The 24376-nt window shown below is 66.1% G+C and carries 17 protein-coding genes and 1 pseudogene; 7 read left to right on the top strand and 11 right to left on the bottom strand.

Annotation, left to right across the window (positions count from 1 at the left end):
- Positions 1 to 36: 36 nt before the first annotated feature.
- Positions 37 to 4749, bottom strand: coding sequence for a ricin-type beta-trefoil lectin domain protein (locus tag HH310_RS19660; protein WP_211192373.1), 4713 nt, complete (start codon positions 4747 to 4749; stop codon positions 37 to 39).
- 405 nt (positions 4750 to 5154) lie between these two features.
- Here HH310_RS19660 and HH310_RS19655 point away from each other — a divergent pair, with 405 nt between their 5' ends.
- Positions 5155 to 6102, top strand: a complete 948-nt coding sequence (locus HH310_RS19655; RefSeq protein ID WP_312034214.1) for an alpha/beta hydrolase — start codon at positions 5155 to 5157, stop codon at positions 6100 to 6102.
- Here the strand turns inward: HH310_RS19655 and HH310_RS19650 are convergent.
- Positions 6086 to 7747 carry a GAF domain-containing sensor histidine kinase gene (locus HH310_RS19650; protein WP_169177040.1) on the bottom strand — a complete coding sequence of 554 codons (1662 nt, stop codon included), beginning with the start codon at positions 7745 to 7747 and terminating at the stop codon, positions 6086 to 6088. The two genes, HH310_RS19655 and HH310_RS19650, sit on opposite strands and share 17 nt — an antisense overlap.
- Positions 7748 to 7959: 212 nt before the next feature.
- On the opposite strand from HH310_RS19650, the gene HH310_RS19645 reads away from it, so the two are divergent.
- Together HH310_RS19645 and HH310_RS19640 are read left to right on the top strand one after the other, a co-directional pair.
- A complete protein-coding gene (locus HH310_RS19645) occupies positions 7960 to 8859 on the top strand; it encodes a sulfotransferase domain-containing protein (protein ID WP_169177039.1) in 900 nt (299 codons plus the stop codon).
- Positions 8860 to 8955: 96 nt separating this feature from the next.
- Complete coding sequence (locus HH310_RS19640; protein ID WP_169177038.1) at positions 8956 to 10065, top strand: acyltransferase; 1110 nt, start codon at positions 8956 to 8958, stop codon at positions 10063 to 10065.
- On the opposite strand, the gene HH310_RS19635 is transcribed toward HH310_RS19640, so the two are convergent.
- The 3 genes and pseudogenes from HH310_RS19635 to HH310_RS45405 all read right to left on the bottom strand — a co-directional run.
- Positions 9954 to 11606, bottom strand: a complete 1653-nt coding sequence (locus tag HH310_RS19635) for an ATP-binding protein (RefSeq protein WP_169177037.1) — start codon at positions 11604 to 11606, stop codon at positions 9954 to 9956. The genes HH310_RS19640 and HH310_RS19635 overlap by 112 nt on opposite strands.
- A complete protein-coding gene (locus tag HH310_RS45410; RefSeq protein ID WP_312034222.1) occupies positions 11603 to 11779 on the bottom strand; it encodes a helix-turn-helix domain-containing protein in 177 nt (58 codons plus the stop codon). Before HH310_RS45410 ends, HH310_RS19635 begins: the two co-directional genes overlap by 4 nt.
- Before the next feature lie 229 nt (positions 11780 to 12008).
- Positions 12009 to 12308: pseudogene (locus HH310_RS45405) on the bottom strand (response regulator); the annotation flags it as partial.
- A gap of 187 nt (positions 12309 to 12495) precedes the next feature.
- Between HH310_RS45405 and HH310_RS19625 the strand changes: the two are divergent.
- On the top strand, positions 12496 to 13317 hold the full coding sequence (locus HH310_RS19625; RefSeq protein WP_169177036.1) for an alpha/beta fold hydrolase: 822 nt from the start codon (positions 12496 to 12498) through the stop codon (positions 13315 to 13317).
- A gap of 56 nt (positions 13318 to 13373) precedes the next feature.
- On the opposite strand, the gene HH310_RS19620 is transcribed toward HH310_RS19625, so the two are convergent.
- Entirely contained in the window at positions 13374 to 15077 is a 1704-nt protein-coding gene (locus tag HH310_RS19620) for an FAD-binding oxidoreductase (protein ID WP_211192372.1), read from the bottom strand.
- 452 nt (positions 15078 to 15529) lie between these two features.
- On the opposite strand from HH310_RS19620, the gene HH310_RS19615 reads away from it, so the two are divergent.
- Positions 15530 to 16357 carry a helix-turn-helix transcriptional regulator gene (locus HH310_RS19615; protein WP_169177035.1) on the top strand — a complete coding sequence of 276 codons (828 nt, stop codon included), beginning with the start codon at positions 15530 to 15532 and terminating at the stop codon, positions 16355 to 16357.
- A 20-nt stretch (positions 16358 to 16377) separates the two neighbouring features.
- Here HH310_RS19615 and HH310_RS19610 read toward each other — a convergent pair whose 3' ends face one another.
- Together HH310_RS19610 and HH310_RS19605 are read right to left on the bottom strand one after the other, a co-directional pair.
- Positions 16378 to 17778, bottom strand: coding sequence for an FAD-binding oxidoreductase (locus HH310_RS19610; RefSeq protein WP_211192371.1), 1401 nt, complete (start codon positions 17776 to 17778; stop codon positions 16378 to 16380).
- Positions 17779 to 18041: 263 nt separating this feature from the next.
- Positions 18042 to 19409 (bottom strand): S53 family peptidase, encoded by a 1368-nt coding sequence (locus tag HH310_RS19605; protein ID WP_211192370.1) that lies wholly within the window; start codon positions 19407 to 19409, stop codon positions 18042 to 18044.
- Positions 19410 to 19808: 399 nt separating this feature from the next.
- Between HH310_RS19605 and HH310_RS19600 the strand changes: the two genes are divergently transcribed.
- Positions 19809 to 21215 (top strand): FAD-binding oxidoreductase, encoded by a 1407-nt coding sequence (locus HH310_RS19600; RefSeq protein ID WP_211192369.1) that lies wholly within the window; start codon positions 19809 to 19811, stop codon positions 21213 to 21215.
- A gap of 134 nt (positions 21216 to 21349) precedes the next feature.
- On the opposite strand, the gene HH310_RS19595 is transcribed toward HH310_RS19600, so the two are convergent.
- Positions 21350 to 21982 (bottom strand): TetR/AcrR family transcriptional regulator, encoded by a 633-nt coding sequence (locus HH310_RS19595; protein WP_169177034.1) that lies wholly within the window; start codon positions 21980 to 21982, stop codon positions 21350 to 21352.
- A gap of 153 nt (positions 21983 to 22135) precedes the next feature.
- Here HH310_RS19595 and HH310_RS19590 point away from each other — a divergent pair, with 153 nt between their 5' ends.
- Complete coding sequence (locus tag HH310_RS19590) at positions 22136 to 22831, top strand: hemerythrin domain-containing protein (protein ID WP_169177033.1); 696 nt, start codon at positions 22136 to 22138, stop codon at positions 22829 to 22831.
- Positions 22832 to 22906: 75 nt separating this feature from the next.
- Here HH310_RS19590 and HH310_RS19585 read toward each other — a convergent pair whose 3' ends face one another.
- Together HH310_RS19585 and HH310_RS19580 are read right to left on the bottom strand one after the other, a co-directional pair.
- A complete protein-coding gene (locus HH310_RS19585) occupies positions 22907 to 23245 on the bottom strand; it encodes a holin (RefSeq protein ID WP_211192368.1) in 339 nt (112 codons plus the stop codon).
- Positions 23246 to 23276: 31 nt separating this feature from the next.
- Positions 23277 to 24188 carry an NAD(P)H-binding protein gene (locus HH310_RS19580; protein WP_169177032.1) on the bottom strand — a complete coding sequence of 304 codons (912 nt, stop codon included), beginning with the start codon at positions 24186 to 24188 and terminating at the stop codon, positions 23277 to 23279.
- Positions 24189 to 24376: the final 188 nt, after the last annotated feature.

Below are 24376 nucleotides of genomic sequence, written 5' to 3'. Positions count from 1 at the left end.
CGGCCGGGCACGGCCGGGGACCCGGGGAACGGTCTGTCAGGCGACGGCGGTGAGGCTGAACGACTGCCGGGTCGACCCGTCACAGGTGCGTTGCTGCAGCTGCACGTTGTCCGCGGTGGAACCGCCTGGGACTTCGAGGCATTTGCCGCTGTTCTTGTTGATGAAGTGGTAGGTGTTGGTGGTTTCGAAGACCGGTGTCCATTGCTGGTTGGTACCGGGGGTGCTGGTCGCGACCCACAACTGGATGGGGGCCGCATCAGCTGTCGACCGGTCGAGCACGTCCCAGGAGCGGGTGGTGTCGAGGCGGCTGTTGACCCGGTCGACTCCGTTGCCCAGTGATTGGAATTGCCATTGCTGGGCGGTGGTCGAGTTGCAGGCGACTTGCTGCACGGCGGTGCCGTCGGTGCCGGTGCGGGCGGTGACGCATTTGCCGCTGCTCTTGGAGGTCACCGTGTTCCACCCCGACGGCGTGGTGGTCGCGGTGGTGGCGGGCAGTGTCCAGTGCTGGCCGGTGGCGCCGGAGTTGCAGGGGTAGACCTGCAGTTCGGTGCCGTCGGTGGTGGAGTTGCCCGGGGTGAGCAGGCAGGTCGCGGACTTGCCGTTGACCAGGCCGCCGAACGAGTTCACCGTCCACTGCTGCGACGTCGAGCCGTCGCAGGTGTCCAGGGTGACTCGTGCGCCGTTGGCCACGAAGCCGTTCCAGAGAGTCGCGCACTTCCCGGCCACCCACAACGACTTGTCCGCCGCGGGCACGAACTTCTGGGTGGGTTTTGCGGCGTTGCAGTTTTGCAGCGCGAGGGCGGCGCCATCGGTGGCGATGTCGCCGGTGACGCCGACGCACATGCCGCCGACCCCGGTGATCGGACCCGCCGGACCGGCCGGCTGGGCCTTGGTGCCTGGTGTGGTGCCATCGGGCACCATCCACTGCTGGCCGCTGTCGCCGCCGTTGCACGGGTACATCTGCACGGCGGAGCCGTCCGTGAGCACCTTGTGGTCGTCGCTGAGGCAGGACGGCGCCGCGACGTTGACCAGGTTGCCGTTTGCTCCGACGGTGAACTTCTCCCGATCCGAACCGTCACAGTTCGCCAGCAGCACCGGACGGGTCATAATGTCCCCGCCCCCGTCGACGCAGAACCCGCCGTTCCACAACGTGCCGTTCGTGCCGAGGGTGAACTGCTGCGTCGCCGCACCGTCACATTTGTTCAGCACCAACGAGGTGTCGATGGTCGCGGCCGAGCTCAGATCGGCACACAACCCCTCGTAGCCGACCAGCTGACCGGACTTGCCGGCCGGTGCGGGCGTCGAGATCGGCGGATTCCCCCCGATCGCCACGGCGAAGAGGTGGTTCATACCGATCCGGCTGTTTCCGTCGACCTCCACGTTCGGCAGGATCACCGCGGCCACGGTCTTGTCGGCGTGCAGAGCCACCGTCGTCGCGTACAGACCGACGGCGTGCTGCTGGTGGGTGCCGTTGCTCTGGTTGAGATAGGGCAGGTTCTTCACCGTCGTGTTGCCCACACCCGGCTTGGTGGTGTCGGCGAACCAGTCGGTGAAGTCGATCCCGTACGGCTGCGTGCTGCCGTCGGTGTAGACGATGGTGCCGGTGCCGCTGGTCTTGCCGCTGCTGGCCGCGCCCAGGAACGCGAGCTTGGTGCCGCGGCCGGTGATGCTGATCGCCTGACCGCGCGAGTCGACGACGTTCTTGGTACCCGGTGCCGCCGACGGCCACGTGAAGGTGACCACGTCGAACGGCACCTTCCCGCCCGGGGTGATGCCCGCCGCGGCGAGTGCCTGCGCCGAGTAGCTGTTGCCGCCGCCGTCGAACTTGCCCGGCGCGGTGTTCGCATCGTCGGTGGTGCCTATCGTCGTCGCCGCGGACGCCAGATCGGCGTACGGGATATTGAGGGTTTGCGAATCGTCCGCGGCTCCGCCGTCGTAGGTCGCGGACGCCGACGCGGTGAACGAGCCCGGCCCGGTCCCCGCGGGTGCGGTGACCCGCCAGGTGGTGGTCAGAGTGGCGCCGGGGCTCAGGCTCGCGGAGGTGGTCGCCGTCGTGGCATCCGCGGTCCATCCGGCAGGCAGGGTGAGCCCGACGGTGAGGTTCGTGATCGGCGACGTGGTCGCGTTGACGAACTTCGTGGTCGCCGTGCCGGCGGTGCCCGCCTTGAGGAGCGGGTCGGCGGTCAGGCGGAGCTTGTTCTGCACGACCAGCGGCGTGGTGCCGCTGACCCCGCCGACGGTCACCTTGATCGTGGTGACACCGTCATTGCGGGCGGTCACCACACCATTGGTGTCCACGGTGGCGACGTCGGGGTTGCTGCTGGCGTAGGTGGCAGCGGTTTTCGACAGATCGACGAAGGACTCGTCGGTCGCGGTCGCGGTGACGATGTCGTCGGCGGCCGGTTGCACCGTGCGGTGCTCCTTGGCCGGATCGGTGTCGTCGGCGAGCCACGGATTGTTCCCGCGCAGGTCGATCTTGTCGCCGGCGTTGGCGACGATCTGACCCGGGTTGACGGTGACGGTCTTGACCTTCGGCGTGAGCGTCCCGGTGACCGTGACGGTGGTGCTGCTCGAGGTCGTGGCCGCGTCGGTGCCGAGCCGCAGCGCGTAGGCGCCGTTGTCGACCTTCTCCCGGGAGGTGGTGTTGTCCCACCGGCTCAGGCCGGCCGCCTTGATCGCCAGCGTGACGTGCTGGGTCGCGCCCGGCTGAAGCACGCCGGTGTTCTTGAACGCGACCAGCCGGGTCTTCGGCAACTCGACACCGGAGACCGTGAACTGCGGCGCGGCGTAGATCTGCGCCACCGTCGAGCCGGCCACACTGCCCGAGTTGGTCACGTCGAACGAGACGGTGACGGTACCGTCCGCGGTGATGCTGCTCTGGTCCGCCCGGATCGGCGAGTAGGTGAAGGTGGTGTAGCTCAGCCCGTAGCCGAAGGGGAACTGCGGCTTCACGGTGAGATATTGGTACGTCTGACCGAGTCCACCCGATTCCGAGGGGGTCAGGCCGTAGTCGTCCGGCGCGGCGAGCTGGCTGTCACCGGTGTACCAGGTGATCGGCAGGCGCCCCTGGGGGTTCTGGGCCCCGAACAGGACGTCGGCGAGCGCGTCACCCTGCAGCTGGCCGTTGTAGCTGCTGTAGAGCACCGCGGGCAGCTTCGGCAGCCGAGCGGAGATGTCCACCGCGCCCACCGACTGGATGTCGAGAACCACGTTGGGGTTCCCGAGCGCGGTCACCTTGTCGATCAGTGAGTTCTGATTGCCGGGCAGGGCCAGGGTGGTCCGGTCGCGGCCCTCACTGGCCGTGTCGTGGTCGGTGCCGACGACCAGCACGACCAGCTTCGCTGCCTTGATCGCGTCGGTGGTCGCGGTGCTCAGCACCGCGTCGGTGGTGGCGGTGGTGCTGGTGCCGGCCGCGTCGACCACCACGCTGGCGTTCGGGTTGGCCGCCTTGACCCGGTTGGTGATGCCCTGCGCCATCGAGACCTGCTGCGTCGGGTTGTTGCCGTAGCTGCCCAGGTTGACCACGCCGGCCAGGTTGCCGAGCACGACCACCTTGTCCGGGAGGGACGCGGGCAGCAGCGGCTTCCCGGCGACGGGATCGTTCTTGAGCAGCACCATGGACTCGTCGGCGGACTTGCCGGCCAGCGCCACGTGCGCCGGGCTCTGGATCTGCGCCTTGGTGAGCGAGGTCCAGGGGTCGCTGGACGGCGGGTCGAACTCGCCGGTCTTCATCCGCATGGTGAAGACCCGAACCAGGGCGGTGTCGAGAACGCCTTCGCTCAGGATGCCCGCGCCGATCGCGGCCTCGATGTTCTGCGTGGTCATCTCGTCGCCGCTGCAGTTCACGTCGTTGCCCGCGCGCAGCGCGTACGCCTGACCACCGGCGGTCGCCGGGAGTTTGGTGCCCGTCGAGGAGTTGACCCAGTTCTGACCGCTGATCGTGAAGCCGGAGCCCGGCGGCACCCAGTTGTGGCCGCCCGACGTGGTACCGACACCGCCACAGTCGGACGTGACGAAGCCGGTGTGGCCGTACGTCTTGCGAGCCAGCTCGTCGAGCGTGTGCGTGTTCGCGACCGCCGGAGTGTCGTTGATCGCGTTGTACGAGGACATCACGCCGGCCGGGTGCGCGTTCGCGATGACGTCGCTGAACTGCTGGGTGTAGTAGTCGCGCAGCTCGCTCTCGCTGACGTCCGAGCTGATCGAGGTACGCCCGTTCTCGACGTTGTTCAACGCGTAGTGCTTCGCCGTGGCGGACGCCTTGAGATACCCGTTGATCGGGGTTCCGTCCGGGTTCTCACCCTGGAAACCGGCGATCCACTGGGTGGCCAGGGTGCCGGTCAGGAGGGGATCCTCGCCGAACCCTTCGTCCTCGCGGCCCCATTTCGCATTTCGCGCCATGTTGATTGTCGGCGCGAAATAGTTGAGTGACCCCTGCTGGTTCTGGTCCGGCCCGATATTGTTCTGCGAGACATTCCAGAGGCTCTTGTCGAGAAAGCCGCGGGCCTCGTCGCTGATGGCGCTTCCCGTGCCGTATGTCAGATCCGGATCCCAAGCCGCGGCGGCGGCCAGATTGGTCGGGAATCCGGTGGCGTGGACGCCGTTGGTGCCCGGGCCGCCGCGCACGTTTTCGCCGAGCGAGTTGACGCCGTGCAGCGCCTCATTCCACAGGTGATACTCGGGGACCTTGAGACGCGGGATCGCGGGCTCCTGGTTGGTGACGAGCTGCCGGACCTTCTCGTCCAGCGTCATCCGGGAGACCAGGTCAGCCGCGCGTTCCTCCGGCGTGAACCGGGGGTCCAGATAAATGGGGGTCGGGGCAGTACTTGCCTGTGCGGAAGGACTTACGGCAACGGAAACGAAGCCCGCTGCGGCGAGCGCGCTCGCGAAGAATGCCAACTTACGTGGAGATCTCAATCGAACCGCCGAATCTTCGACTATCTATAATGAAAATTCCGCATGGCAGTCTTCAACAAGGGTCGGCAAGCGGACAATGTGGCTGGCGTCACCTCGTGGTCCGTGAATTCTCCCGGCCGGGCGTGCCGCGGTAGCTCGTTTCTCCGGGGAGAGAACGGCGCGGACGGCGCGTGACCAGTGCCATTGTCGCGAAGAAGATGCTCGCCCACGCACGCATCAGTCGGGGTGGATCGGGCGCGGATGAACATGGCGAATGCGTTTTGCGGCTCTTGGTGGCTCCAGGGAACCCATGATGGGGGGAGTCCAAAGTGGCGATCGGTGCAAGATCCACCTCGCCATGAGATCAACAACAACGACGAGAACGACCGATCGTGCTATGTAATGCATCACTATCTGTCGAAGAAACGACCGATCGTGCTAACTTGGTTTGCGGGAGGCGTGGACGACCACCTCTCCCGAACCCGCAAACGAAGGAATGACGTGTCCAGCTCAGCAAAACCCGCACTCGTTCTTGTTCACGGCGCATGGCACAAAGAGTCCATGTGGAACCTCTTGAAGACATACCTACACAACTACGACGTGCATACCCTGCAGAACCCGTCCAGCGCCGTGGTGCCCCCGTCCGAGCTCGGCGATCTTTACGCTGACGCACGCACCATCAGGCAGAAGGTCGAAAGCATCGACGGACCGGTCGTCGTGGTCGCGCACTCCTACGGCGGTGCTCCGACCACCGAGGGCTTAGCCGGCATGGAAGACAAGGTCAAACGGATCCTGTATCTGAACGCGTTCATGCCCGACGTCGGCGAATCGCTGGTCAAGGCCAACGCCGGTCTCGACTGGTGGTGGGGCACCGACATCATCGACCAGGGCGCGTACGAGATGCTGCACGCGGAACGGATCTTCTACTCGGACTTCGACCCGATGGCCGCCGAGATGGCGGCAGCCGACCTCAGCCCGCATTCGGTGAAGTCGTTCGAGCAAGAGATCACCCAGGCCGCCTGGCACACCATCCCGAGCAGCTACGTCATCGGCGAACAGGACCACGCCGTGCCCAAGGAGGCCCGCGAGTTCATGGCCACCCGTGCCGAGCACGTCTATCGGGTCGACAGCGGGCACTCCCCGTTCATCAGCCAGCCCGACCGCGTCGCCCGCTTCATCCACGAGGAATACCTCAAGGTGACGTCCTGATCGGGACCATGCATGTCACCGTCGTGCCTCCGCCCGGCGGGCTGTGCACGTCGAAGCTTCCGCCCAAGGCCTCGATGCGGTCCTTGAGTCCCAATAGTCCCGAGCCGCGTTTCGGGTCCGCACCACCGATGCCGTCGTCGTGGACGCGCAGGGTCAACATTCCGTCGGCTGCCTCCGCTTCCACGTCCACGCCCGAGGCTCGGGCATGCTTGGCGGCGTTCGTGAGTATCTCGGTGACCACGTAGTACGCGCCGATCTCGACCGGCATGGGTAGCCGTCCTTCGATCCGGACGTCGACCTTCAACGGCAGCGGAGAGCGTCGGCGTAGCGCGCGAAGGGCGGCCCGCAGACCGGACTCGGACAGGACGGCGGGATGAATACCGTGGGAGAGTTCGCGCAACTGGTCGATGACGGTCATGCATTCGGTGACCGCATCCGACAGTTCGTCGTGCGCCTCATCGCGCGCGGCCGCTTCGGTCGCCGCCGAGCGCAACCGCAACGCGAGGGTGACCAGGCTTTGCTGAGCGCCGTCGTGCAGGTCGCGTTCGATGCGCCGGCGGGCTTCATCGGCGGCGGCGACGATACGGGCGCGGGAGACGGTGAGCTCGTCGCGGATCTGAGCGCCCGCTACGGCGGTGGCGATCAGTTCGGTGAATTCGGACATGCGTGATTCGAGGCCGGCCGGCAGCGGACCACGGCTGCTGCCGATCGCGATGTGTCCCCACAGCCGGCCGTTGACGAAGACGGGTATCGCCACGGCGGCGACGACGCCTTCTCGAGCGAATCGTGGGTCCAGATCAAGCTTGCGGTAGTCGTCGACGCGGGCGGGACGTCCGGTGCGGCGTACCGTCTCCGAGACTCCTTGGGGCGGCCGGATAGAGCCGTATTGCTGGCCGGCCTCGGCGTACGGTTTCGGTGTTCCGGCGTGCGCCAGCAACGTGGTGGAGTCGTCCAGCTCGTACCGCACCAGCCGGACCGTGCCGCCGTCTCCGAAATGTCGCAGGACTTCGTCGGTAACAGCGGCGAACACCCGCTCGGGCGGTTCGCCTTTGGCGATGAGCACGGCGATACGGCGCAGGGCGGCCTGGACCTCGCCCAAACGAGCCAACTGGTCGCTCGCGTGGGTGTTGCTGATGGCCAGCGCGGAAAGTTCGGTGAAGTCGGCGATACGCGACTCGGCGCCGGGCGGGAAACCGTTGCTGGATCCGACAAACGTCACACCCCACACGCGGGAGTCGACCATGATGGGCGCGACGATCCCGGACCGCAGGCGCAGCCGGGCGACGGTGGCACTCCAAGGGCCGACGGCCAGGTCCTCGGCGCCGACCCGAATCGGCCGGCCGGCGTCGAGCGCACCGCGCAACACCTCGCGTGGGTCGCGATTCAGCGGCGCCACGAAGGTGGCTTCGGCGCCGAAGAGCCGTGCCAGTTCCTCGGCGACGGCAGCGAAGACCGCGGACTGGGTGGCTCCGCGCGCGACGAGGGTGGCGACGCGCCGCAGCGCCGCCTGATCATCGGCCGGCTTGCCGCGCGCGCGTCCCGAGGCGACGGCGTTGCGGGCGATGACCGCACCGACGATCACCGCCGCCGCGACGTACAGCTTGTGCGGGACGGATGACCGGGACCGGAGGCGGAAAGCTGTCATTTTTGATCATCATTTGTGCTGGTCACATGAGTTCGACTTTCCACACCGTAAGGTATTCGACGTCCGAGTGCTAGATCCGAATTGTCCGAAAACGGCTGCTCTGGATCCCCACGCCCATCCTGTGAGAGGCCCCACCGGATGTCCCGTGAAGGACAGCATGTTCCCGACGTTCTTCGACTTTGAAAGAAGGTTCTTCGACTCGGCAGGTTTCCATGACCAAGAGATATCGATCCGGCTTCATCGACAACGCGCGGTGGGACGACATTCCGCTACGCGACGGCGACATCATCGTCACCACGCCGCTGAAAAGCGGCACCACGTGGACGCAAATGATCTGCGCGTTGCTTGTTTTCCAGACCCCCGAACTGCCGCGCCCACTCAGCGAGATCTCCATCTGGCCCGACTTCCTCGTTCGTCCGAGCCGGCAGGTCCGCGCCATCCTGGCCGCCCAGCAGCACCGGCGCATCATCAAAACCCACACCCCGATGGACGGCCTCCCGTACGACGAGCGGGTCACCTACCTCAGCATCGGCCGCGATCCGCGCGACGCCGGCATCTCGGCCGACAACAACGCGTCGAACATGAACCTGGGCGTCCTGACCGAGGCACTCAAGGCGACCATGGCCGCCGACGGCGTCGAACCACCACCGTTTCCCGAGTTGCCGCCGCCGTCCGAGTCCATTCACGACCGCTTCCGCGCCTGGGTGGACAACCCCGAATACATGTTCGGACTGGCCTCGTACCTGAACCACTTCGACACCGTCTGGCAATTGCGCGAGCGCCCCAACGTGCTGCTGATCCACTACCAGGACTTGCAGGACGACCTGGCCGGCTCGATGCGCGAACTGGCCGCACGGCTGCATATCGAGGTGCCGGAGGAAAAATGGCCGGACCTGGTGGGCGCGGCGACGTTCGCCTCCATGAAGCAGCACGAGGATGAGGTGATTCCGAACCGCGACACCTGGATCGACAAGTCGCGCTTCCTGCACAGGGGCACCAGCGGCCAATGGCGGTCGGTCCTCAACGACGAGGACGTGGCTTATTACCGCGAGCGCGTCACGGCACACGCCGATCCGGACATGCTCGGGTGGCTCCAGCCGGATCGGAACTGACGACGGCACATGTCCATGGGCCGGCCGTGCATGGCCGGCCCTCGGACCGTGCGGTCCTTCACGAGATTCGCATAGTCGCTCGGCACCCTTCACGCCATGCGAAATTCGACCACCCGTCTGTACGCCGTGGACGGGCTCAGGCTGGTGTGCGCGCTCGCGGTGGCGGGATATCACTACGGCGTGTCATGGCGTCTGGACGGCGTCCACCCTCCGGCATATTTTCTCCCGTACGCGAGCCATGTGCTGATCTTCGGTTTCCTGGGTGTCGAGGTCTTCTTCTTGATCAGCGGCTTCGTCATCGGGATGAGTGGGTGGGGCCGGTCGCTGCGTCAGTTCGCCGTCGCCCGGGCGGCTCGCCTGTACCCGGCCTTCTGGGTCTGTGTGCCGATCACCGCCGTGGTGGTGAATTTGTTGCCGGTCCGCACCGGCGTGGTAGAGACCGCACCACCGTCGCCCGCCCACGTGGCGGTAAACCTGACCATGCTTGCGGAACCGCTGGGTGTCCCGCTGGTCGACGGCGTGTACTGGACCTTGTGGGTGGAACTGCGTTTCTACCTGCTCTTCGCGGTACTGGTGTGGTGGGGAGCGACATACCGGCGGGTGGCCGCCGCCGCCACGGCCTGGCTGACCGCGTCGCTGTTCGCGCCGGTGCTGCCCGGCTGGGTGGCGCAGATCCTGATTCCGGAGTTCGCGCCGTATTTCGTTGCCGGGCTGGTCCTCTTCCTCATGCGCAAGCACCGCCCGACCACGTGGCTGTGGGCGCTGCTCATCGCATGCTGGCTGATCTCCCTGCAGCGGGTGACCGATCGGGTCGCCTCTTTGCAGCCCGGCTTCAGCGTGCCGTCCTGGCCGGCTCTCGTGATCATCACGGCGGCGTTCGTCGTCCTGACGGCGATCGCTCTGGGCGCCACCGACCGCCTGAACCTGCGCCGGTTGGCCGTCGCAGGGGCACTCACCTATCCCTTCTATCTGTTGCATCCGCGAGTCGGTTACAGCCTGATGCGGGCGGCTCATCACGCGACGGGCGCACCGGCCTCGGTGCTTGTTCCGGTCACCATCGCGGTGGTACTGGGCGCCTCCTGGCTGGTGCATCGCTATGTGGAACGCCCTTTCGCGCCGCTGTTGCGTTCCGTGCTGAGCGGCAGACGCAGCTCGAAGGTCGTTCCGTCACCCACCGAACCACGAGCCGACACCTCACCGCGGTGATCCCGGACGATCTGGCGGACGATGGCCAGACCCAGGCCCCGGCCGCCGGTGTCACGCTCGCGAGCCGGGTCCGCGCGCCAGAACCGGTCGAACACCAACGGCAAGTGTTCCGGTTCGATGCCGACCCCGGTGTCGGCCACCTCAAGGACGGCGCCGTCGGCGTTGGCGTGTGCGCGCAGGATCACCGACCCGCCGGCCGGAGTGGCACGGACGGCATTGGTGATGAGATTGCCGAGGGCCTGCCGGATACGATCCGGGTCGACAACGGCCTCTATCGGGCCGTCGGCCTCTACCGTCAGGCTGACCCCAGCCGCCTCGGCGGCGGTCGCGTGCGCGATGCGGGCGGTCTCGACCAACTCGACCAGATCCGCCGGGACCCGGTGATAGACCAGTGCGCCCGCCTCGGCAAGGGCCAGGTCCTGAAGGTCGGTTACCAGCCGCTGGTAGAGAATCGTCTCGTCGTACAGCAACGCGAACAGGTCCGGATCCGGCCTGAGCACCCCGTCTCGGAGGGCCTCGAGATAGCCGCGCAGGTTGGTCAGCGGGCTGCGCAGTTCGTGCGCGACGTCGGCGATGAGACGCCGCTGGCGTTCCTCGGCGGACTGCACGGAGTCGGCCATCTGGTTGAACACTCGGGCGAGTTGACCGATCTCGTCCCGACCCTTGATCGGCACACGGCTCGATCGGTCTCCGTCCGCGATCCGGTGCGCCGCCCCGATCAAGGCGCCGATCGGGCGCACCACCCGCCGGCTGATCAGCAGAGCTGAGGCGACCACCAGAACGGCGACGATCGCCACCAGGAACAGTGTCGGGCCGGCGTGGGGTACGACGACGGGATCTCCGCCCAGTCCGATGATTACCGCCAGCGTTGCCGGGGCGACGTCTCCCTCGGAGATCTGCTGGGCGAAGGCTGCTTGCAGGCAGGCGTCCGTCGAACACCGGTTTACGCGTTGCTGGTCCTCGCGCAGCAGCCAGCCGGCGGTCGTCCCGGGCCGGCAACGGCGGTCCACCCAGCCTTTGACGGGCTTCGTGGGGGAGTGCCGCAAAAGACCGTCGGGGCCGGTCGCGACCACGAAATCAACCTCGTCCCACCGGTACAAGCATGCGGTGCGAAGAGTGTCGGCCCGATACGCCTCGATCGCCGCAAGCGTGGAGTGTCGCCGGTCCGGCACACTCGGTCCAAGCGTCAGCACCGGGCGCGGGTCCACGAATGCGGCGACCGCTCCGGGCGAGCGGGCCGTTCGCTGATGGAGAATGTCGGTGTCGACGACCACCTCCGACGTCGAGTTCACCAGTCTTATCCGCTGTCCGGTCTGGTTACTCAGCTCCATGGCGGTTCCGGCAATGCCTTCCCAGGTGCCGGTTCGGTACACATGCTCGAGCAGCCCCGCCTGGACCGTGTTGAGTGCCTCCCGCGGCCCCGACGTGGCCGCGGCGCGCACCTGGTGAGTGGCTTGACGGAGCGTCAGCGCGGCGGCGGCCCCGGTGGCGCCCAGCGCGACCACGGAGACCAGCAGGAAAACCCGCAGCCGGAAACTCACGTCGGATCCGTCAGACGGTAGCCACGCCCGTAAACCGTTTGCACGTAAGCCGGATCGGCCGGGTCGTCGCCGAGTTTGCGTCGCAGATTCACGACGTGCGCGTCCACGGTGCGTTCCAGCACGTCCCGGTCGAAGCCGAAGGCGCGCTCGATGATGTGGCTGCGGGTGAACACGCGGCCGGGCGCGCCGGCCAACCTCCAGCACACCGAACTCCTTCGCCGTGAGCCGGGTCGGACGGCCCGCCACGCGCACCTCGTACCGGCCAAGGTCGATCTCCAAGTCGCCGCAGCGCAACACTGGTTCATCGCGATCACGCACCACGCCGGAACGGCGCAGCAGCGCCCGCACGCGGGCAGCCAGTTCGCGAGGACTGTACGGCTTCGTCAGGTAGTCGTCGGCGCCCGCGTCCAAACCTCGAAGCATGTCGTCCTCGGCGGTCCGCGCGGTCAGCATGAGGATCGGAATCTGCGAGCCGGCACGCAGCGCCGCGCAGACCGCGACACCGTCGAGAACCGGCATCATGACGTCGAGCACGATAAGGGCCGGCCGATCCGTACGGCACGAGTCAAGTGCGGCCTGCCCGTTCCGCACCAAGGTCACTCGATGCCCCTCGCGCTGAAGGTAGACACGAATCAGCTCGGCCTGCCGCGCATCGTCCTCGGCGGCCAGAATCTCCGTACGCACCCGACGATTCAAACCCATCGCCGCAATGACAAGTGACGCCGAGAAGCGGGTGCTCCACTCAGAGACTCGGGAAGCCATTCGACGCGTGGTCGCTTTCTCGATCATTGTCCTTTAAGGGTGGCTGTGGGTGTGCACAACGTGGGGTGGCAGACGTGACTGCTCCGGCAGAGGATTCTGAGGTCAGGTGCTACAGACGAGGAGCGTCATGCCGATCATCGTTACCGGCGGCGGAACGGAAATCTTCTACAAAGACATGGGGTCGGGCCAGCCCGTCGTCCTGAGCCACGGCTGGCCGGTATCGTCGGACGACCTCGACCCGCAATTGCTGTTCTTTGTGAACAACGGTTACCGGGTGATCGCTCACGACCGCCGGGGGCACGGGCGCTCGGCGCACGTCGCCGGCGGGCACGACATGGACCACTACGCGGACGACCTGGCCGCGTTGACCGCCCACCTCGATCTGCGGGACGCCCTGCACATCGGGCATTCGGCGGGTACCGGCGAGGTCGTCCGCTACCTGGCCCGGCACGGCGAGTCACGCGTCGCGAAGGCCGCGCTCCTCGCCGGTATTCCTCCGCTGATCGCGCAGACCGACGCGAACCCGGACGGCACGCCCCAGTCCGTCCTCGACGGCCTTCAGGAACAGGTCGCGACGAACCGCGGCCAGCTTTACCTGGATGTCGCCGGGCCGTATTACGGCTTCAACCGGCCGGGCGTCGAGAAGTCCGACGCCCTGATCCTGAACAATTGGCGCCAGGGCATGATGGGCAGCATCAAAGCCCACTACGACGGCCTGGTCGCGTGGTCACAGACCGACTTCACCGAAGACCTTCAGAAGATCACGGTCCCGGTGCTGGTCGCGCACGGCGACGACGACCAGATCGTCCCGTACGCCAACTCGGCTCCCCGGGCGGCGAAACTGCTCCAGAACGCCACCCTCAAGACGTACCCGGGCTTCCCGCACGCCATGCCCATCACACACGCCAGGACCATCAACGCGGATCTGCTCGAGTTCTTCCGCTCCTGACGACCGGCGGCCCGCCCTCGCCATCGTGCGACGAGGGTGGGCCGCCGCACCGCGTCCTACTCCACTGTGACGATCTTGCCGGGGTTGAGATTGCGGCCCGGGTCAGCGGATTCCAGCAAACCCGCGACCACGCGGTAACCGCTCGGGGACAACACGTCTTCGAGCCAGGGGGCATGCTCGACGCCGACGGCGTGGTGGTGCGAGAGCGTGCCACCGACGTCCACGAATGCCTGCTGGACCGCGTTCTTGACCACGTCGTAATTCTCGATCTGGGGTGGGCCTTCCTCGACGAAGGCGAACGTGAAGTAGAGGCACGCTCCCGACCGATACGAGTGGGAGAGGTGGCACATGATCCAGCCCCGCACGCCGAGCTGGTCGAACACGCCGTGGGCCGCCGCGTACACCCGTTCGTGCATGGTGGTCAGCAGTTCCCAGGGGGCCGCGGTGTCGGAGACGTCGGCCGCGCCGCCACGGTCCAGCAGGAAGTCCCGGATGTACGGCGTATCGAACTTTTTCTGGTCGTAGAGCACGCCCGGGCCGGTTCCGATACTGATGCCCTCATGCTTCTTCACGACCCGGCGGACCGCCTTTTGGATCGCGGCGATCTGCTGCGCGCTGCCCTCGAAGCCGATGAAAGACAACGCGATCGCGTCAAGATCCCAGCCCCGCGCCTTGAGATACCTCATCAATCCTTTCTTGACCAAAGCCGCGACACCGCCGCTGGCCTTGCTCGTAGCGAACGAGAACGAGGTCTCGCGCGCGTCCGAGACGCGGGTCAACGTCACCGGTAGGCCGCTCTGCGTGATCTCTCTCATCGCGGCGACGCCGTGCGCCCACGTACGGAACAGGTAGGCCCGGATCTCGCGGGCTTCGGGCACCCGGTGAACCTGCACGGTGACCTCGGTGATCACGCCGAGCCGGCCCTCGCTGCCGAGGATCATCTCCTTCAGACTCGGCCCGGTGGAGGTGCTCGGCAAGGGCCGAAGGTCGAGGATGCCGTCCGGGCGGGCCACCCGCAGGCCCTTGGTCATGTCGGCGATGTCGCCGTACCGATCGGACTGCATACCGGACGAACGGGTGGCCACCCAGCCGCCGAGTGTCGAGTGCGAGAAGCTGTCCGGGAAGTGGCCGAGCGTCCACCCGGCTGCCTTCAACTGGGCCTCGAGGTCGGGACCGCGGACGCCGGCCTCGACCCGCGCCAGTCCCGCCTCGGCGTTGATGTCCAGCACCCGGTTGAGCCGTCCCATGTCCAGCGAGACCACGGTGCGTTCCTCGGCTAGCTCGGGCTCGAGGCTGCCGGCGATGTTGGAGCCGCCGCCGAACGGGATGATCACGAAGTCGCGTGCGACGGCCAGAGCGACAAGCGCTGCGACCTCGGACTCCGATGCGGGGTAGACCACGACGTCCGGCAGACGGGCGAAGTCGCCGGCCCGCACATACATGAGGTCGCGGATGCTCTTGCCGGACCCGTGCAGGACACGCTCGTGGGCGGTGCTGACGACGTTGTCGGCGCCGACAACGTCGATCAAGAAATTCGTCAGGTCGTCCGGGATGCGCGACGTCGGAACGTCGAGCTCGTCAAAAGACGGTGCCGGTTGCGCGACGCGGGTCTCCAGGTCGAGGCCGACCTGACGCTTGATGAACGGCGCGAAGTTGGGCATGTCGGCATAGCTGAAGCTGACTCCGTCGATGCCCCATCCCCACCATTTCATGTGCGGGACGTCGGTGCGACTGATGCGAGCCGTGTTGTCAGGGCTCAAGATGGGAACTCCCAGAAAGGTTTGCGGCCGGTCCACGTTCGCCGACGGGCTACGTTAGTCAAGGTAACGATCTCGATAGGAAATCGTTCGCGGAGTTTTTCGTGAGCGGTTGTGCGCGGGTTACGGCGCCACGCCCAAAGAAACGTCTTTACCGCACCTGAATTCTCTGCCGGAGATCCGGGCGTGCGCCACCCCATGCCGTGCGTACCCAGACTCGCTCATAATGGACCTGGTGAAAGTACGTGTTGCGGTCGATGTGACGTTGGTCCCGGGGCGGCCCGGTGGGTCATGGACGATGACACGTCATGCAACCGGGCAGTCACCTTCAGTGAAGCATCGGCATATAATAGGGGTCGACATTCTCTATTTGATGGCTTTCAACCGTTATATATGGAGATGGGTGCGCATGGCGTGGGGTAGCAACGACGAAAATGCCGACAGAGAATTCCAGCGTGGTTCAGTTTCGAGGCAATGATCTTGGCGAGTTCCTGCGTACTCGCCGAGCCGCGTTGAGCCCGGACGAGGCCGGCATTGCGATGTACGGCTCAACGCGTCGCGTCCCTGGCCTGCGTCGCGTCGAGGTGGCGAAGCTGGCGGGCGTCAGCGCGAGTTATTACGCACGGCTGGAGCAGGGCGAAAGCCACCACATGTCCGACTCGGTCTTCGGCGCCATAACCCGGGCACTTCGGCTGAGCGAGGACGAGCGCCTGCACCTGGCCCGTTTGGCGTGGCCCGAGCAGCTGACCCGGCAGGACCGAGGCGCCGAAAGAGTCGGTGATTCGTTGCTGACTCTCGTCGAGGGCAGCAGCGGACAAGCCGCCGGCATCATCGGCAGGTACGGCGACATCCTCGGTGGCAACAGCCTCTATCACGCATTGTTCGGTCTGCGTTCGGGTGACCGCGTCAACGTCTCACGCCACACCTTCCTCAACCCCGCGATGCGTGACCTACTGGTCAACTGGGAGGACCTGGCGACACGCATCGTGGGATTCCTTCGGGTTGCCACCGCCGAACTGCCCGACGATCCCGACCTGACCGCGCTGATCACCGAGCTGGGCGCCAACGACCCCGACTTTCAACGTCTGTGGTCCGAGTACCGAGTGGGCGAGTGCTCCGAGTCGACCTGGCTGTTCGACCATCCCGTGGTCGGGCGAATGACCCTGCACGGACAGGTGCTGCGGGTCCCGGACACCTTGGCACAGCGGACGATCTACCTGGGCGCCGCGCCAGGTTCGGACTCGGCGCGGCGGCTACACCAACTCGCCTCGCCCGACCTGTAAAACCTTGCGCGGCGCTGCCGCTACTGCGGCGCGATGTTGTGATTGATGCGGAACATGTTGCCCGGGTCGAAGCGACGCTTGATGTCGGCCAGCCGGTCGTATCGTTGTGCGCCATAGACGCGTCGCATCTGGTCGCGGGTAACGGCTTCCTCGCTGCCGAGGAAGTTCACCGTCCGGCGGCCGTCGACGGCCCACGGCGCGAGTACGTCGACGACTTCATCAAGATAACCATCCATGAGCTCTTCTTCGTCAAGGTCGCTGACTCCGAAGGCGTTGACGACGTACGGGATCCCGCGAGTGGGCACGGCGTTCGGCACGGGTGGCTCGCGGTCCAGGGCGCCGCCCAAGGCACGGATCTCGACCATGGCGAGCGGGCAGTCCGAGTCGGGTCCGGTGAGCTCGACGAGCGCGTCCAGCACCTTGTCGGAGAGTTCGGACAGCGTCGTGGTCCGGCTGTAGTACGGGGTTGCCGCCGGCCGGGGGAGGTGAATCGTGGCGGTTTCGGTGTACGGCCGTGTTTGTATGCCGTCAATCAGCGCGGGAGCGATCGCGCGGATCGGGGCGATCAACCGTTCGCCGGCTTCGGCCGAACCCAGAAATGCGAACCGGACGTGCAGCACGAACGAGTTCCGAAGTACTCGCGGTAGTTCCGGCAGCGCGGGGGTTCGCTCGGCGGCGATCGATGTGGTTGCCTGTTCGGGCAGCGTGCCGGCCCAGGTGCGCCATATCGGCAACACTTCAGCGATGCGCGCGCCGGGCAGATACATGCTGCCCCCATAAAACGTGCCCACCTCGAACAGGTCGAACGTGATCGCGGTGACGACGCCGAAGTTGCCTTTGCCGCCGCGCAGCGCCCAGAACAGGTCGGGCTCGCGGTCGGCGGTGACGTGTCGTAGCTCGCCGTCGGCGGTGACCACCTCGATCTCCCGCACGTGGTCGGCGGCCCAGCCCAGGGAGCGGCCGAGCACCGGACTCTGCCCGCCGCCCAACGTGTAGCCCACCACGCCGACGTCGGGACTGGATCCGCTCATCGGTGCCAACCCGTACCGGGCGGCTTCGTCGATGACCGCGCTCCAGCGCACGCCGGCCTCAACTCGTGCAATCCGCCCGATCTCGTCGACAGATACACCGTCCATGCGGGAGGTGTTGATGAGAAGGGCGCCGCGCGCGTGGAGAGCCACCTGATGCCCGGTCGCCCGAATCGCGACCGGCAGGTCATGTTTCGCAGCGAAGCGGACCACAGCTTGCACATCAGCCACGCCGGTCACCCCGACCGCCGCCACCGGTGCGAGAAAGTCAACCGGGTTGTAAACGGCGACCTCGTTGGTGTACCCCACATCTGACCGCCGCAACACCGGCCCGGCGACGGCTTCACGCAACTCGGCCAGGTCGAATTCCCGCGACCGCGCTGAATCAGTCACTACTTTCCCTCATTCTCGTTTCGCGCCCACTCCACGAAAACCACGACGACACGTATTTCAAGGCCCCGGGTATGCGTTCCGGAGATCAGCAACATCCTGGATCGCTACGCAAGGACGAACAGGGCCCCATCGGGTCGCCGTCACGATGAGTGAAACCACCGTGCCGGCGATGAGGGGCCCTGTCTCGTCAAGTCACCCGCTGACCGCCAACGGCGGCGAGCGCGGCAGCTGGAAGGCCTGGCAGCCAATTACGCTCGTGGACGTCAGTGGCCCTGGGCGAGCCGGGGCACGAAGAGGGCGGCGTTGAAAGTGCCCACCCCGGCCGCGGGTTCGTAACCGTCCACCGCGGTGAAGCCCGGGACGTTGACAACGTTGTTGTTCGTCCCGTCATTCACGTCGATGATTCCGGTCCGGGCGTCGTGCCGGGACGCGGCCGCCAGCTTGTACACGGTCTCATTGATGTTGCCCAGGCGGTGGTGAGCCATCTGACCGGCAAGAGCGACGATGCCGGCGAAGTACGGTGCCCCCTGCTCGGTCCCGTTGAGCTCACGCCAGCCGGAAAAGACAGGGACAGCCGACCCGTACGTCCAGAAGCCGCCCCGGCCCGCGGCGTTCATCGAGATGTCCGGCGTGCTGCGGTGATTGCCCACGACATTCTTGACGCCGTCCTGGTAAGAGGGGCGCGCGAACACGTGCGAGAGTCCGCCGCCGCTCGCCCCGAGGTGAATGTCGTTGTCGTTGAAAACGCTGTCGGGTGCGGTGCGCTCACCCGTGTCAGTCAGGTGCAGGCTGGTGCCGCCGACGGAGGTGACAAGCGGGTCGGACGACGGCCACGAGTTCACCTGGAACGGATAGGGGGTCGAACCATCCGGTTCGAGGCTCGTCGTGCCGCGCTGACCCGAAGCTCCGATCAGAGTGACGTGGTGCTTTTCGGCGTCCTTGAAGGCGTACCGCAGGTCTTCGATGCTGGAAAAGTCCCCCTTGTCGAAGCCGGGGAAGTTGTTTTCCGTCGTGTTGAAACCGTTGACGATGACGTCACCGATGTTGTGATCGATGAGGTATTTCTCGGCGTCCATCACCTGTCGCCAGCCGGTAACGGTCTGCGCGACGTCCACTCCGGTTTCGGCCAGGACGATCCGGGCGTCCGGCGCGGCCGTGTGAGCCAGCTCGACTTCACCCGTGATCCCGATCGCCCAATTGATCTGCGAATTGTTGTCCGGGTCGAAGACAGGTTGGCGACGGAAGCTGATGACGTCGACCTTGGTGGTCTTGAGACCGAACTGTTTGCTGTAGACGTCAAGGTCGTGCTGAAGGGTGGGTGATCCGAACGCCGTCATGATCACAATGGTCTGGCCCTTGCCGGTGATGCCGGCCTTGTACAGCGGGTCCAGGTTGTAGGCCTTGCTCAGCTGTGCGGGCGTATAGCAGATGGTGTGCGCGACAGCTTGGCATTCATGATTCGGCAACGGAATCGTCGCATCTCCCGGTTGCTGTGTGACGGCGGCGCCCCCGTCGTGCGATGTCCCGGCTGCCGCAAAGGCGGGATCCGCCGCCAGCGCACCTGCCATGAGAACGGAGGGTATCGCGGCGGCGATGAAACCAAAACGTTTACGTGAATGCACTCGGCTCACTCCTAGTTCCTTCAGATTGGCGATCGAATGCGAATTCCGGCGCAGATCTGTTACGCCGGAAGTCCACAAGCAACCGTGGACTCCACCGACACGTTATGGCTCGGCTCGGGGAGATATCCAGGCCTCGTCACAGCCTTTGCTTGTAACGAACGTCGCTCAGATGAACGTCACTGTCGTGAACGCTGGAATCCCCGCGGTCGCTGGTCAGGGCCATGTCGTTTCTGAAATCTTTTGGGTACCCATCACGTGGTGCGCAAAACGGGCTGCCGGAGGCGCGGGCTTTGGGTACCCGGCGTGTGGGATGGCAACGACACGAAAACCGGAGCAACATCGTGGACGTGCCACTTTCGTGGCGTCACACGCCAATCCCCTCCGCATGCGACGGAATAGTGAGAGAAAGTGGATGACGGTTCAATGTCCGCGTGGGAAGGTGACGTCAGGGAGCTACGTGAAGGCGTCGCCGGGCCGGTTTTTCTCTTCCGGGGTGTTTCAACCACTGACGGCGCGACCCATGTTGCCGAGGCCGCCGCTGACAACCCGCTGGAATATCTGGAGTCGGTGATAGCAGTCGGAGCGACCAGCGTGGCGGATGTGCAGGCGGTGGTCCGTTTCGCTGCCAGACACCACCTGCCGGTGGCGATTCGAGCAACCGGGCGTCAGGTCGTTCGAATCGCCCACGGTGCCGTTCTCATCAACACGTCCCGAATGCACGGTGTCCACGTCGACAAGACGGACCGGACTGCGCGCGTCGAAGCCGGAGTGCGCTGGAAAACGGTCGTCGACGAGGCCGCCCGGTACGGGCTGGCGCCGATGAGTGGATCCAGCCCCGAAGCCGGTGTAGTCGGCTACACATTGGGCGCCGGGCAGAGTTCTCTGGGCTCGGCCGCCGACCACGTGCGGGAGATCGAGGTGGTCACCGCCGACGGCGAGCTCCGACATGTCACCGCCGACGGCGAGCCCGACCTGTTCTGGGCACTGCGCGGCGGCAAAGGCAACTTCGGCGTCGTCACCGCGATCACGTTCGACCTGATGGAGGAGACGACCTCCTACGGCGGCAGCCTGTATCTGCCCGCCCGCAGCATGGCCGACGTGTTGCCGATATGGCGAACGTGGGCCGGGTCACTGCCGGAGCGCGCAACCACATCGGTGGCCGTCGAGCGCATTCCCGTTCTGGCGGAAATACTGCCCGAAATGCTGGGGAACGCCTTCGTGCTACAGATCCGGTTCGCCTTTCTCGGCCCGGCCGCGGAGGGCGAGCGGCTGATCGCCCCGATCCGCGCCATTTCTCCCTTGCTCATCGACCAGGTGTACGCGCGGCCGTACGCCGAAAGCGCGATGATTGATCTCGACACCGAGAGCGGGACTCCGCTTTACAGCTGGACAACGACGCTGAGGGAACTGTCCGACGAGGTGCTCGACGCCTTCATCGAGGTTGCCGGGCCGGAACCGGACTGTCCGCTCACGATGGTCGAGATTCGTCCGCTCGGCGGTGCGTCTGATCGAGAGCCGCCGGTGCCGAATGCCGTTCCGGCGCTGCGGAGCCCGTACGTCGTGAACGCGTTCGGGATCGGCGGTCCTGACGAGGATCTGCTGAACGCGCGCCTCCATCGGTTGGGGAACGGGCTCGCGCCATGGGAGGTCGACGGCCTGCGCACAGTCAACTTCGTCGGCGGCGACGAGGATGCCGGTGGCGACCGCGTGCGCCTCGCCTACGGCGCGCAGCGGCAGGAACGGCTGGCCCGCGTTCAGCGTCGATTCGACCCTGCGAACATGTTCCGAATGAACCACGACATCGCGCTCTGGTAGCCGGGCCAGGCGTCTGCGCGCGACCGGGGAATGATCAATTAAGGCTGCAGCGGCCCCGACGTGATGCGGGAACACTAGTGGCAATGAAATTTGTACGAAGCGTGTCGAAGGTCACCTCGGCTCGGTCCAAGCGCTCATCGCAACTGTTCGATCGCTTGGTCGAGCCAATGCGCGTAAGTGTCGTTCGACCATCCTGCGCGCAGTACGAGCTGTTCGTAACCCTCCGGGGAGATCAAGAAGGAGAGCACGTCGGCGGCCGCCGCTGGGTCCGAGATCACCGCTCCCCGTTCGATCAGCGCGGCAATCGCGGCGGTGACATCGATCCGCCGCCGCTCCCACAGTTGTTGCAGCGACGCCATGACCTCCTTGTCGCTGTCGGCGGCCGCCTCGAAGGCTCGCCAGAGACGCACCCCACGGCTGTTGGCGGCGACCAGGAACGCCACCAGCGCGGCCCGGAATCCGGCCAGATCGATCTCGGTGAGGATTTGCTGGCCGGTCGGCGTCTCGGAGACCGGCCGGGGGCCCTCGTCGCCGGTGAAGACGCGCTCGAACGAGGCCATGAGCAGGGCCCGCTTGGGCCCGTTAGCCTGCACGGTTTCCACCGAGACGCCGGCGCGCTCGGCGATCGAGGCGAGCGTTGTGCGTCCGTAACCGTTGGCGGCGAAACACACCGCCGCCGCGTCGAGGACCCGCTCCCGGGTCTGCGCGGCCTGCTGACTGCGGAGCGCGGAGTGGTAGGTGCGCGGCTGGCGACTCGTGGGGTACATTTGGCTCCGGTCCGACTGTAGTGAATCCGGTGTCGTACCACTCAATTTTACCGGAGGGTGACTCATGCCGTCTGTCCGGTGGTGCACGGCTCCGATCACGCCGGTTGCCGCAATGTTTCGTAAGTCACTGAGTAGCCAGTCAGGGAGTCGGCAATGGCGAGCAAGGCGCCGGGTGTGATGACCCGGGACATGAGCATGGTGCACACGGGATTTCTCCGCGAGTTCTTCCTGATGCCCGAACTCGTCCGGACGGTGTTCGAGGGCGACCGCCGGCGTGCGGAGATCGTCCACGATCACGTGGGCTTGATCAGCATGGGCCTTCACCATCACCACCACGCCGAGGACCTCGAGATCTGGCCCCGGCTGCTGGAGCGTGCCCCGGAGGAGATTCGCCCCCTGGTGCACGGCATGGAAGAACATCACGAGCTCATCGGCACGCTCACTACCAGGCTGATCCAAGAACTCGCGACCTGGCGCGCGGACCCGACCCTGCAGAGCCGCACCGTCGTGGAGGGCACGCTCGGCGAGCTGCTGCCGGTGGTACGCGAGCACCTCAACGACGAGCTGAAATACGTGCTTCCGCTGATCGAGAAGCACATCCAGGCCGAAGAATGGGACGCGATGGCGGCCGCCAACTTCGGCGCACTGCCACCGGATCTCCTGCCGGTCGCCGTTGGTCTCTTCATGTACGAGGCCGAGCCGGCGCAGGTCCGGGAACTGCTCGACAATATCGGCGAGGAGGTACGCGTCGTCATCTCCGAAATGGCCCCGAAGGCGTACGGCGACTACGCCGAGCGGGTCTACGGCACGCGCACCCCACCCCTCTGGTCGTCGATCGCCACTCGATGAACCCAGCGAGGGCCGACCCACGGGGCCGGCCCTCGCGCGGTTGGCCGGGGATGCCGGCCAACCGCGCCTGGTCCACTATGTCGACGGTGTCGGTGTACTCGGTTGCGATGGCGCGAGTGGCGTGGTCGCCGCCGTCGCGGATGCCGGGGCACTCGCCCCGACGGAGGTTATCGACGGGCTGGTCTTGTCATTGCCCAGCGGGGCTGAGCCTATCGACGTCAGCACGGAAGCCAGCATCGCCAGCAGGGCGATGTAGATGACCTTCGTGGCGTCGATATCGAGAACATCCAGCCCGGCGGCGCCGATTATCGCCGCGGCCGACTGCGCGCCGGTCTTGAGCGCTCGTTCCGCGAGCTGAATCCAAAATGTTCTGGTCAACATCGTTGACTCCTGATCATTCCCCTTGTCGATCAAGCGAAGGCGCGAGACGACATCGGCGAGGTCGTCAGCCGTTGATGGCCTTGATGATGTCTTTGAGCGCTTCCGGCGTGGTCAGGGGAGCCCGGCCGAGCACGGTGCGCAGGTCCTTGCTGTCCGACTTGAGGCGTCCGTCGCGGCAGGCCAGCTCCAGCGCCAGCGCCGCCTCGACGTCGTTGGTCTCGATGGTGCCCACCAGCGTCCGGTACTCGGCCTCGGTCACCTCGCGGAAGGTGACGTTGTCGCCGGTCTGGTCACTGGCGAACTTGACGAAGTCGTTCTCGGTGAAGGTCTGCTCGGCGACGAGTTCGAGCGTCTGGCCGACATGCGGATGCGTGACGAACAGCTGCCCGGCCGCGCTCGCCAGGTCGGACCGGGCGATGGTGGACACCGGCCCGTCTGGCGCCAGGCCCGCGACCTGCGGCTCGCTGCCGTCGAGTCCGAGCGTGAACAGCCCGGTGGTGTAACGCTCCGACTGAAGCCCGGCCCGCATGATCGTGAACGAGCCGGGGAACATGCTCTGGATCAGGTTCTCGGTGGTGTTGTGCGCGGGGAAGATGTCCGCGTTCTCCTGCTGGGCGCGCAGGCCGCTGATGTAGCCGACCCAGGTGGCGCCGGCTGCCTTGGCGGCGTTGAGCGCGTTGCGGTTGCGTACGAGGTTGTCGTCGGTGTTCGGCTCGAAGTTTTCGAAGCCGACGTAGGGCACCATCACAAACTGGGTGGTGCCGGCAAACGCGTCGGCCAGGCCGTCCGGCTTGGTGAGGTCGGCCTGCCGCACCTGCACACCCAGGTCGGTGACCTCGTCGACGCTGCCGCCGAGGGGCGGCACGTCGTGCACGATGGCGATGACGTCGGCCGGGCTGACGCCACGGATCAGCAGCTCCTTGACGATCCCGAGGCCGACCTCGCCGGCCACACCGTTCACTGTGAACGTGGACATGTATTCCTCCTCGGTCTGGGGCATTCGGTCTACAAACGTGGAGAAGACCGCGGCATTCAACCGAAAAGTGTCGTTCACGCGACGATGGGTTCACTGAGCGCAATCATTGTGGATGGACGCAATCAGGCGCGTTATCCCCTGTTGAGCTGATATCCACCCCGCTGGGCCATCCGCACGTTACGAGCGGG

The organism is Actinoplanes sp. TBRC 11911, assembly GCF_012933445.1.
Classification (GTDB): Bacteria; Actinomycetota; Actinomycetes; order Mycobacteriales; family Micromonosporaceae; genus Actinoplanes.
This window is presented reverse-complemented; position numbering and strand designations above follow the sequence as displayed.